The sequence below is a fragment of the Mesorhizobium sp. P2_D1 genome (assembly GCF_056404455.1).
Window position 1 is genome coordinate 1 of record NZ_JBFUDZ010000092.1, and the last position, 11,391, is coordinate 11,391.

Here is an 11,391-nt window from a genome sequence, read left to right on the forward strand (position 1 = left end):
ACTTCTGGAAGGAGCATCAATTCCTGTTCGAACGACGGTACGTCCTCGTCACTCAAATGAGATGCCAAAATCTTAGAACGCCAGATACAAATATGCTCGTCCCCGTTTATATGCACAAATGTTCTCTCTAGACCGGATAGTCGATCTGAACCCAATGGAGAAAGGTACCAATAATCCGGAAGAAGAATTTCTATACCCTGTTGCTGATACAGGAGAATTTGTTTTTGGTCGTCGGTGATTTTTACTCTGATTTTCCACTGCAGATCGTCTTCTGATCTTATTGTCTGCACTTTAAGAGAACCTAAGGCCGCAGAGATGGTATCGTATAGATTCTTTAGTTCGAACGTCACGCTTGGTTTGCCAAGTGAGACGGTCGTACTCTTGACGCGAGATAGAGCTTCTCTGAATTCCTGTGCATCGAACACGGCATCTGCGATTGATGACGGGAATGCCTTATACACCTCCAGGATGATAGATGTTTGCATGTCGACGTTAGGTTTCATGTGCGTCACCCTCCGCCGTCGCTAATTTGCTGACAAGGTCATCAACAACACTCTTCACGTGGGTCACAAGCCATTGAAACGTTGGCTGATCCTTTGATTGCACGTCGGCGAGGATGTGATTATCTAACCATGCGAGATAGCGCCTGCGACGATCATTTGGAAGTCGATTTGCAATGACCGCGACCAATACCAACAATTGCTGTCGGTATCGTTCTCTGTTCAGCTCTGCATTTTGCGGATCCTGAAGCCGGTGCATCCACGGGCGTATGTCGTAGAGTTCTACGAGCCAATTGCCTCTGGCAATGGTGGTCTCTTCTGCTGCGTCCCCGGACCAGATACTTCTCATGCATTCGGCGATCGCTTCGAGTGTGCCGCTTAGCCACTGCTGCTCTTTGGGTATCTGCAAGACGTCGCTCATCTGCAACCGTCGAATGCTTTCTGATATGGCGCGAAGTTCGGCATTCTCGATGACTCGACCCGCGCGAATTTCTGATGCCTCCAAAGCATCGAGGATTTCATCGCTGGCGATGGGTATCAAACACACGCAGGCGTCAAGAAGACGGGTACGGAGCTCTGTTCGCTCATCGCTGGCGATCACGCCGCTGTCAAAGAGAAAATCGATCAGGTCGACCGTGGTCGCGATGGGAACACGCTTTCCATCATGATCGAGATTTGGGTGCTGATTTACGAACCGATCATCGATGAGAACAGCGTCAACCTTGCCGGTAAGGTACAAAACATTGGCGGTAGGGTGGTTCTTCAGGTCGTCCCTTTCGTCAACGCTCTCAGCCAATTGGACTTTGCCAGTTTTGATGGCGGTCGCCATTTGGTGCCGTATCTGCCAGCGTCTTTCCCCTGCCGCTCAAGACCCTTTGGCAGACCGTACCAAACCTCCGGCCTACTCGTCACGATTACTGTTAATGTACCTGACGCTACGAAAGAATTCGATTGTTGAGAGCCTGCGAGTTTTTCGACAACTAAATTCGCCCTTCAAAAAGGGCAAGCATCTGCGCTTTTGGGATAAAGCCAGTTTTTCGACCTGGTCGACTGTGTGTAAGGAGCCGTCTTTCCGAACGTTCCCCCACCCTCGCATTAACCATTCGTTAACCATTCACTCGCTAGCGTTTACCTATCAGTAAGGATTCGCCGCCAGTGACTTTTGCCGCTCCCCTCGAGGCCAAATCCATTCGCTTTCGCGCCCGTTCTTTCGTCGCTTTCACGCTGACGCCGGAGGCGCCTTTGGCGGCCTGGCTGGAGGGGCTGGACCACTGGATCGGCAACTCGCCCGGCTATTTCAGTGGCCGGCCGGTGCTGCTCGATCTGAACACGCTGAAGCCCGGGGCGGACGAGATCGCGGCGCTGGTGGCGGAACTCGGCACGCGCGGCATCCGCATCTATGCCATCGAGCTCGAAGGGGCCTCGCTCGGCGCCGATTTGCCGCCGGTGCTGGTCGGCGCCAAGGAGGCGACGACCGATGGCCTGCTGCCCGGCCGCAAGGCGAGGGCGGACGAGAAAGCCGAGGGCAAGGCGCCAGAGGGTCGTGCGGACGCGGAACGCGCCGGTGCCGGACGCGCGGATGTGGGGCGCGCGCAGGCTGACAAGGTTGGCGCAAGCAAAGCAGGCGAGAGCGAGCCGCAGGTTGGGCAGGAGGCTTCGGGCACGCTGATGATCAAGTCGCCGATCCGCTCCGGCCAGGCGATCGTGCATCCGCATGGCGATGTCATCGTGCTCGGCTCGGTCGCGTCCGGCTCGGAGATCATCGCGGCGGGCTCGATCCATGTCTATGGCACGCTACGCGGGCGCGCTTCGGCGGGTGCGCTCGGCAACAAAGGCGCGCGCATCTTCTGCCGCCGCAACGAGGCCGAGCTTCTGGCGGTCGACGGCTGGTATGTCACCGCCGAGGAGATGGAAGGGGTTTCGCGCGGCAAGCCGATCCAGGCATTTCTCGACGGGGACGGGCTGCGCGTCGCGCCGCTGAGCTGACATTTGTTGCGGCCGACAGGGCCGCTCGACCAACGACATAACAACAACGGAGGCATTTTTATGGGCAAGGTAGTGGTGGTCACCTCGGGCAAGGGGGGCGTCGGCAAGACGACCTCGACGGCAGCCCTGGGCGCCGCGGTCGCCAAGACCGGCAAGAAGGTGGCACTTGTCGATTTCGACGTCGGCCTGCGCAACCTCGACCTGATCATGGGCGCCGAGCGCCGCGTGGTGTTCGACCTCGTCAACGTCATCCAGGGCTCGGCCAAGCTTTCGCAGGCGCTGATCCGCGACAAGCGGGTGGAGACGCTGTTCCTGCTGCCGGCCTCGCAGACGCGCGACAAGGATGCACTGACCGAGGACGGCGTCGGCGAAGTCATCGACAAGCTGCGCTCGGTGTTCGACTATGTGTTCTGCGACAGCCCGGCCGGCATCGAGCGCGGCGCGCAGCTCGCCATGCGCTTTGCCGACGAGGCGGTCATCGTCACCAATCCGGAAGTGAGCTCGGTGCGCGATTCCGATCGCATCATCGGCCTGCTCGATGCCCGCACGCTGCGGGCCGAGCATGGCGAGCAGATCGCCAAGCATGTGCTGGTCACGCGCTATGACGCGGCGCGCGCCGCGCGTGGCGAAATGCTGTCCATCGACGACGTGCTGGAAATCCTGTCGACGCCGCTGCTCGGCATCATTCCCGAGAGCCAGGATGTGCTGAGGGCCTCCAACCTCGGTTCGCCGGTGACGCTGTCGGAACCACTCAACGCCGCTGCCAAGGCCTATATCGACGCCGCCAGGCGGCTCGAGGGCGAGGATTTGCCGGTCGTCGTGCCGTTCGAACGCAAGGGTTTCCTCGATCGTCTTTTGGGAAGGAGGGCGGCATGAACCTGCTCGACATCTTCAAGCGGCGCTCCAGTGCGCCGGTGGCGCGCGAGCGGCTGCAGGTGCTGCTCGCCTATGAGCGCCGCAACCGCAGCCAGCCCGACCTCGTCTCCATCCTGCGCGAGGAGATCATGGCCGTCATCGCCAAGCATGTGCAGATCGACCAGGACTATCTGCAGGTCTCGATGGACCGCGGCGAGACCATGTCGACGCTGGAAATCGATATCCAGATCCCCAACAAGAGCGCCGTGCCGCTGGCAATGGCGGGCTGACAGGTCTTTCCTCTCCCCCTTTGACGTTGGCTATTGGCGAAAGCCGGCGTGACGTCCGATCTCCCCCCTTGCGGGGGAGATGCCCGGCAGGGCAGAGGGGGGTGGGAAGGATCACCAACCTTCAACATTACGCCAGTCTCGACAAGCAACCGACCAAGGATGTTATCGCTATGATTGGTTGACAGGCTGGAGGGACAGCACCCCCCTCTGTCCTGCCGGACATCTCCCCCGCAAGTGGGGAGATTGCGCTTTCACCTCGGCTCTCGCCAATTTCGAACGCAAAAGAGGGCGCTGATCGCCCTGTTCATCATACCGTGTCACTAGGGCGCCAAGGTCGGCGCCAACCCACCTACGTTTGGTACCTCCACTTTTGGGGTAGCGTGGTCAGTCTCGCCTGCGGCAATCATCTTGCCGTATGGTAAGCCGGAATGAGACAAGTTTTCTCCGAGGCACCTCTGGAGCTCACGCGCGGCGGCGCGGGCTTTGCCACGAAAAATGGTGCGCGGCGGCGACTTCAGGCCACTGGACGCAAGCGAGAAATCCCCTAGTTTCAGCATTCTACAGGCGGGGCTTCCCATACGGAAGCCGCGGATGTAATGATACATTAGCATTTTGTTAAGTACTGGGTTGGGTATGGGTAGGGGAGTTCGGRCATGAACTTCAAGGGCTTGATCAAGCGCGCTGAAGACGTAGATACCGCACTACAGGAACTGCAGATCGATCTGGCGGATGCGCTGGACGCTAGTCTCAACGCCGAGGACGAGGCGCCGCCAAAGAGCGACGAGGTCCCGGATTCGACGGCGGCACCTGCCGACCCGCCACCCGAGGCCAATTCGGCGAGCACGGATGGCGCGGAGAACGCAGACGGTGCGGGCAACACGGACAGTTCCGAAACCGGGCCGCGGCTGACGTCCCACGCCCAGACCCGACTGGCTGCGTTGAGCGCCTTCGAAGGGCTGTTCCATGACGCCAGGGACTATATGGAGGAGATCACCGGCAAGCTGTCGGAGATCGCGACCTCACATCACCTGACGCGCGAATACCTCAACATCCTCCATGGCGACATTCTTCGCGCCAACGAGCTGGAGCTGGCCAATGCCGGCCTCCTCGCCGAACAAAGAACGCTGTCGGAAAAGCTGCACGATGCGGGGCGAAAGCTGCGCGAGCGTGAAAGCACCTGCGAAGTGCTTCAGCAGCGCGAGACAAGCCTGGTCCAGGACAGGGACGCGCTCCGCGCGACGCTTGCCGCGACAAGGCTGGAACTCGCGGAGGCAGCCAATGCGAGCGCAAAGCGCGACGCGGACTTCGGCGACATCGCCAAGCGGCTGACCGCCAGGACGGTCGAGGCCAACAGGCGCTTGCGCGAGAGCAAGATKCTGCGCGAAAAGCATGTCAGCCTGTCGATGGAGCTCGACAAGGCTCTGAAGCGGGAATCCCAGGCGCGCCACCGGCTCGACGAGCTCTCGGCGATCCATGCCAGCGAAGCAGCGCGGTTTGCGGAACTGCTCGCCGCGCTCGCCAAGAGCGAGAAAGAGGAGGTGCGGCTCCAGAAGTCGCTCGAGGCCGCACAGGCGAAGCTTTCGGGAATGAGCGAAGCGGCCAGCATGGTGGAAGGCGACCGGGAAGCCGAACTGGCGCGCAGCCAGACGCAAATGCGCGGGTTGCGTTCCGAGATCGAGGACCTGCAATCGCGGCTGGAGTGGGCCTCGAACGAGAACAGCGATGCCACCGGCGAGATCGCCAGGCTCAAGACTGAATTGAACGACACGCTGGCCGAAAAGAAAATCGCCGACGAAAAATTGTCCGCGCTCATCGAAGAGAACGAAAGCGACAAGGCGAGCCTTTCGAAAGTGAACGCCAATTTTTCACAGCTTGTGCTGCAACAGGCGTCGGAACAGATACAGCTCGATGTCCAGAGGCAGGAATGCGAGGACCTCAGGGACGAAATCGTGTCGCTCAATGCCAGGATCAAGGAATTGCTGCCCTACGAGCGGCTCCACAAGGCCACCAGCGGCAGACCGCGTGAGAGCACCGTGGTCGAGATCACCGGGGTGGTGGCGGAGAAAGCACGTGCAACGGGCAGGCGGCGCGCCCGCAGGAACCTCCGCGCGACGCCGTAGCTCTATTTTGCAGGCTCGCCGCGTCGTCGCTTCGCTCCCGCCCCGCCTGGGGCGGCGGGCGGCTCGTGCTGGTAAAGCTCGTCCATGGTGAGCGATGCCAGGGCGCCGAAAGGCGCCTGCTTCTTCACCCGGCCGCCGCTCAGGATCACCACGTCGTCGCAGAACGAGATGGTGCTGTGATGGTGGCTGATGACGATGGTCGTGCGGCGGCCGGCTCTCGACTTCAGCGTCTCGACGATGRCTGCCTCCGACAGCCCATCGACGGCGTTGGTGGCCTCGTCCAGGATCAGGAGGTCGGGATCGCGCACCAGGGCCCTGGCCAGTGCGATCCGCTGCCGCTGTCCCGCCGAGAGGTTGATACCCCTGTAGCCGACGAGCGTGTCGTAACCGAGCGGAAGCCGTTCGATGAATTCATGCGCCTCGGCCAGTCTCGCGGCACGCTCCGCTTCGTCGGTCGTAGCCGCGTCCTGCCCGTAGGTGATGTTCTCAAAAATGGTGCCATCGACCAGCTCCAGCTCCTGGCTGGCCAGTGCGATGTGCTGGCGCCACTGGCTGGCGTCGATCCCGTCGAGCGGTGATCCATCGACGAGAATCCTGCCGGTGTCCGGTTCCACGAAGCGGCACAGAAGGTTGACGATCGTTGTCTTGCCGGCGCCCGAGCGGCCGATCAGTGCCGTCGAGCGGCCACCGCGGATATCAAAAGTCGCCGAATGCAGCACCACCTCACGCCGGTCCGTGCCGGAATAGGTGAACGTTACGTCATCGAACCTGATGCCCTGGCGCAGGCCGTGGAACGGGCCGTCGCCTTGCGGCGGTTGAGGCTTGCCGGACGGATCCAGCATCCATGTCACCTCTTCGAGCGATCCGCTCAGGCCTTGCAACTGGCTCCACGACCCTTGCAAGGCCCGCATATGCGGCTGCAGCCTGTAGAGCAGGATGACAAACGCGATGATCAGCGGGAAACTTACCTGCGCCAACCAGGCGCCGATCACCACCGCCAGAAACAGCGCGGCATGCAGAACCTCCGTCAGCGGYGGCAACGCTCCCTGGCGGACAAGCAGGACGAAGGAGGCGCGGCGGACCGCATCGGACGCCGTATCGAATGTCGCCTTCTCCCGGCTCTCCTGTCCGAAGATGCGGATCAGGCGTCCGGCATGCACCAGATGGAGCATCTGCGATGCGAGGTGACTGTTGCGCGAGGCGACGCTGCGGCTGGGCCCCTTCAGATTGGCCGAGAGGATGGCGTGCGCAATCTGGACGACGGCCAGTCCCAGCGTGACCAACAGCGTCATGCGCCACGAAAGCAGCAGCAGAAAAGCCAGCAGGATGATGGCGGCCGATGCGCTGACGATGGCCGAAAGCATGATCTGGATCGCATCCGATGCCCGCCAGGATTCGTTGGAGATGATGTTGAGCAGCCGTCCTGGACTCTGCCGCAGGAAGAATGGGTAGCCGACCCGCAACAGCCGCTCCGACAAGGCGCTGCGGATCGAATGACTAGCCTTGCCGTAGATGAAGGTCGTCAGCAGCGTGTTGGCGAAGGCGAAAATGTTCTTCAGGACGATCGAGCCGAGGATGGCGACCGAAATGACCATAAGCCGGTCGCGCTCGCTGAGGCCCGATCCGACATGCTGGAGGACGGCGGAAAAGCCGCCCATTCCGGTAGCATCGCCGTGTCCCATGATAATGCCCAGCAACGGGATGATCAGGCCGATGCCGAACCCTTCGAGGACGGCGCCGACCAGGCCGAGGACCACCACGGCCGGAAGCAGGCGCAGTTGCTTCTTTCCGAACGTCCGGAACAGCATCGGCAGGCTTGGCGGTAGCAATGGCATTATGGCGGTTCAACTCGCTTCGGCATTTGCCTGTTGATCTTGTCGCACCGGCGCACCCTGCGCCCGTCTCGCCAGCAGGAGAACCGCGAATCTGGCGGCGCCGAGCAAATTCATGCCGACGATCGGCCAATGCGACAGGTCGAGTTCACGATCGAACGCAGGCCCGCCCGCCGATTCCCGGAAAGCGGCTCTAGCGGCCCAGTAGAAATGACGCAGCAGCCAGGGCGCATGGCGAACATGTTTCAGGCAGAGCCCGCCATTTCCCAGGCTGTAGTCGCGGTGGAGCTTTTCGATGGATTTGCGATCCCGCCGGCCGTGATGATGGAAGATCGTCATGTCCGGCACATACTCGACAGCGATGCCGAGCAGCATCGCGCGCACGAGGTAATCGGTATCCTCCGCCGACCGCAACGGTCCGCCGGCGCCGAAGCGTTCGTCGAAATTGCCGATACGAGCCGCGACATCGCGGTGCATCGTCATGTTGCAGCCCAGCACGAAACCGCCGGGGTGGACATCCGGCGTCAGCCCCTCGCGTACCCGCGAGCGCTTGATCGTGAACGGCAAATCCCTGGGATCGCCAAGTTCGACACGGCCGCCCCGGATGAGCCATTGTTCCCCGGACGCATAGTGTCGCTCCAGGTCGCGCAGGTAGTCGCAATGGACGGCGCAATCATCATCGACAAAGACCAGCACACGGCCCCGCGCGCGCTTCAACCCGGCGTTACGGGCAGTCGCCAATCCGGGGCGGGGCTCGTGAACCGGCGTGAATGGAATGTCCGACATGGCGGCGATGCTGGCCAGGCGTTCCGCCGTGCGGTCGCTCGAGCCGTTGTCGACGACCACCAGCTCGGCGGCGAAGCCGGCGTGGGCGCGGCACGCGGCCTGCACCGACTTGATGCAAGCCTCGAGCACGGCAACGCGGTTGCGCGTACAGATGATGAAGCTGACTTCCGGCGCCGACCGTTCCGGGCGGGGATTGGCCGGGACAGCGCCGAGCGCCGTCGAACGATCGCGCTGCAGGGGTTGGTGGGCTTTGACGGTCATCCCTCTAACTCAACTGATAAGGCGCCAGGACCGTCTCGGCGGGCGCGGATTTAAAGAAGTATGCCAGGGCGTCCGCCTGCCTGCCGGCCGACAGCGAGGCAAGGCTGAGCCAGGGCGCCCAGGAGCCCGGCCGCAGCGCATATTTCTCGCGACGCCGGATAAAGTTCCATTTCGCGGTCCGCGTCAGCAATTCATGCGTCAGCGAGGGCTGCTTTTCGTTGGCGACGAGCTGGTAAAGGAAATAGAACAGGTTCAGTGCGCCGGCCTCGAAGCTCCGTCGCGTCTCGGCCGGCAGCGAGCTAATCTCCTCCTCCAGCGCGACGATGAAGTTGGCCGCACGGGCAACGGTGTCGAGGCTGACCGCATCGCCGATATCGCGCAGGTTTCGCGTGGTTTCCGCGAGGCCCTCGCGCTCGAGATTCTCCGCCACGATCCGCAAATGCGTCCTGCGCATCTCTTTGCTGTGCCGGCTGGTCACGCTTCCCGCATGGACACGGTAGACGACCAGGTTTTCGGGCATCATGGCTGCCGGGTAGCGGCCGGCCAGTCGCCTGAAAAGATCGAAATCCTCGGCGTGCCTGTAGGTCTTGTCGTAGTGGAGATCGCCGTCTTCGATGACCTTCCTGTTGTAGACGACCGTCGGGTGCATGAAGATGGTGAAGAACATCGCCAATATGGGAATGCGGCCGAATTGGAATACCGGATCGGGCTTGCCCCTGGCGATGCGGCCGCGGATCAACATGTCGACGCCGGCGCCGCAGAAGCCGAGTTCGGGCCGCCGCTCGAACAGCGCCACCTGGCGCGACAGGCGCCAGGGGTAAGCGACGTCGTCCGCGTCCATCCGCGCGACCAACTCGCCCTGGGCTTTCTGCAGCCCTTCGTTGAGCGTCGCGACGAGGCCGCGGTTTTCGCGCGAGATGATCGAGATGCGGCTGTCGGCTTGCCGGTATCGCTCGAGGATTTCGAGCGAATTGTCGGTCGACCCGTCATCGATGGCGATGACCTCCACGCGGCAGTAGTCCTGCCGCAGGATGCTTCCCAGCGCGGCGGCGAGATAGGGCCCGGCGTTGTAGACCGGCAGCAGGACGGAGACGAGCGGCGCGGCGGTCATGGTCTCGCATCCGTTTGCTGGAGGTCGAGCGATGGCGCCGCGCCATCGGGCGATCGGCCGGGCGCCCTCGTGGCCCAGCCGGCGCGGTCGGCGCGTGCCGGCGCGGCATGGGTGCGCGCCACATAGGGGAAGTGGCGCTTCAGGCGGTTGAGCGGCCTTTCGAAAACCACCCAGGAAATCGAGGCCACGACGATCGTGGCGGCGCTTGCTACCAGCAGCCGCCCTGGCCCTTGCTCCGAGACATTGACCGGAATCCAGGGCTGTGACTTCACGGCGAGCGACAACAATATCGGATGATAGAGATAAACGCCGTAGCTGATGCGGCCGACAGCAAGCAACTGCGGCAGCTCGGCAAGCTTGCCGAGGGTGCCGCCAAGGCCGCTCGAACAGGCGGCGACGATGGCCATCAGCGGCACCAGCGGCAGGACTTGCAGGAGCAGCCAGCGGGCCCATTCCAGTGTCGGACCGGGAGGCGCCGGGACAAACCACTCGATCATCAGGAATGCGGCCGCGAAGGCAGGCCAGCCCAGCCGCATCCATTGCGGCAGGGCAGCACCTCTGGATCGCCAGCAGGCAAGCAGCGCACCTGACGCCAGCGCATCCATGGATGCCGGCGGCAGCAGGTCGCGTGCCAGCGCCGGGGTGGCGGTGACCGGCCAGTAGAAGCGATAGGCCAGCGACAGCAGGATGATGCCCATGCAGATCGGCTCGAAGCGCCGGCGTGGGACCAGCAGGACGATCAGTGGCCAGGCGACATAGAACTGCTCCTCGATGCTCAGGCTCCAGAAATGGCACAGCACCCAGGGCGTCCAGTCATTGCGCAGCGCATACCAGAAATTCGACAGATAGAGCGCATGCCAGAGCAGCGATGGCCTGGCCTGTTCCAGGTCGAAAACCCAAACGAAACCCAGGACGGCGAAATAGGGAGGAAATATCCGCAGCGCCCGCCTGATGTAGAAGGCTCGCAACGCGGCGCCGGTTTCAAATTCCGCGGCCGAACGCGCTTCCAGCAGCACGCGCGTGATCAGGAAGCCGCTCAGCACGAAGAACAGCCGCACGCCGATATGGCCCCAGAAGGATGATCCTCCGGCCGCGAAGAAATGGGAGTACAGAACCATCGTCACGGCGATGGCCCTCAATGCATCCAGTTGGATGTCGCGGGTGTTTCCCATCAGCGGCTGCCGCCGACGTGATGTCCGCGATGAAGCCGCACCGCGGCTATTTCGAACGGCAGGCCAAGGCGGACGAGACCCGCCACGGGGCCGGCGCCATCAAACCCGCGCTTTGCAAGTCCGCTCAGGCCGGGCTCGAAATCGACAGACAGGTAGCTCAATTCGGTCAAGCCAGGGAATCCTTCACGGCCTATGTCCAGTCGTTAAACGAGTCCCCCAAGGGATGGTTCGGCTACCGCATTGTGCAGCGCAACACAAAAAATCTACCAAGCCGAAATACTTGTGTGAGCAAGCGATAAAGGTTGACAAAGCCGCCCGGATTTCACCCTTTTTTGGCGATTTTCCCCAGCATTTCAACCCTGTCGTTGAGCTGTATGGATCTGCCCGCTCCGGTTGATTGGAAAAAACCCCGGCTAGGAGAATGAGAAAAGCTCAGATCTTTCTTAAATCGTGCGCAAAACTCGAAAATCTATAATTT

At 61.9% G+C, this 11,391-nt stretch carries 11 protein-coding genes; 4 read left to right on the top strand and 7 right to left on the bottom strand.

Going from position 1 to position 11,391, the window contains the following annotated elements:
* On the bottom strand, positions 1-503 hold a 503-nt coding region (locus AC1D0I_RS31390), incomplete at its 3' end, for a hypothetical protein (protein WP_477400014.1).
* Positions 493-1,329, bottom strand: coding sequence for a hypothetical protein (locus AC1D0I_RS31395; protein ID WP_477400015.1), 837 nt, complete (start codon positions 1,327-1,329; stop codon positions 493-495). The genes AC1D0I_RS31395 and AC1D0I_RS31390, both read right to left, overlap by 11 nt.
* A gap of 326 nt (positions 1,330-1,655) precedes the next feature.
* On the opposite strand from AC1D0I_RS31395, the gene minC reads away from it, so the two are divergent.
* From minC to AC1D0I_RS31415, 4 genes are all read left to right on the top strand, one after another.
* On the top strand, positions 1,656-2,486 hold the full coding sequence (gene minC / locus AC1D0I_RS31400; RefSeq protein ID WP_477400017.1) for a septum site-determining protein MinC: 831 nt from the start codon (positions 1,656-1,658) through the stop codon (positions 2,484-2,486).
* A gap of 60 nt (positions 2,487-2,546) precedes the next feature.
* Positions 2,547-3,362: a septum site-determining protein MinD gene (minD, locus tag AC1D0I_RS31405; RefSeq protein ID WP_477226767.1), complete on the top strand. Its 816-nt coding sequence runs from the start codon at positions 2,547-2,549 to the stop codon at positions 3,360-3,362.
* A complete protein-coding gene (gene minE, locus AC1D0I_RS31410; protein WP_024501686.1) occupies positions 3,359-3,631 on the top strand; it encodes a cell division topological specificity factor MinE in 273 nt (90 codons plus the stop codon). Before minD ends, minE begins: the two co-directional genes overlap by 4 nt.
* 653 nt (positions 3,632-4,284) lie before the next feature.
* Positions 4,285-5,751, top strand: a complete 1,467-nt coding sequence (locus tag AC1D0I_RS31415) for a coiled-coil domain-containing protein (protein ID WP_477400019.1) — start codon at positions 4,285-4,287, stop codon at positions 5,749-5,751.
* A gap of 2 nt (positions 5,752-5,753) precedes the next feature.
* Here AC1D0I_RS31415 and AC1D0I_RS31420 read toward each other — a convergent pair whose 3' ends face one another.
* Genes AC1D0I_RS31420 through AC1D0I_RS31440 form a run of 5 tightly spaced genes read right to left on the bottom strand, consistent with a single transcriptional unit; the run spans position 5,754 to position 11,083 of the window.
* Positions 5,754-7,586 carry an ABC transporter ATP-binding protein gene (locus AC1D0I_RS31420; protein ID WP_477400021.1) on the bottom strand — a complete coding sequence of 611 codons (1,833 nt, stop codon included), beginning with the start codon at positions 7,584-7,586 and terminating at the stop codon, positions 5,754-5,756.
* Positions 7,587-7,595: 9 nt separating this feature from the next.
* Positions 7,596-8,630: a glycosyltransferase family 2 protein gene (locus AC1D0I_RS31425; protein WP_477400023.1), complete on the bottom strand. Its 1,035-nt coding sequence runs from the start codon at positions 8,628-8,630 to the stop codon at positions 7,596-7,598.
* Positions 8,631-8,634: 4 nt separating this feature from the next.
* Positions 8,635-9,741 (bottom strand): glycosyltransferase family 2 protein, encoded by a 1,107-nt coding sequence (locus tag AC1D0I_RS31430; RefSeq protein ID WP_477400024.1) that lies wholly within the window; start codon positions 9,739-9,741, stop codon positions 8,635-8,637.
* Positions 9,738-10,913, bottom strand: coding sequence for an acyltransferase family protein (locus tag AC1D0I_RS31435; protein WP_477400026.1), 1,176 nt, complete (start codon positions 10,911-10,913; stop codon positions 9,738-9,740). The genes AC1D0I_RS31430 and AC1D0I_RS31435 overlap by 4 nt, the downstream gene beginning before the upstream one ends.
* Positions 10,913-11,083 (bottom strand): hypothetical protein, encoded by a 171-nt coding sequence (locus AC1D0I_RS31440; RefSeq protein WP_477400028.1) that lies wholly within the window; start codon positions 11,081-11,083, stop codon positions 10,913-10,915. Before AC1D0I_RS31440 ends, AC1D0I_RS31435 begins: the two co-directional genes overlap by 1 nt.
* Between the last annotated feature and the right edge of the window lie 308 nt (positions 11,084-11,391).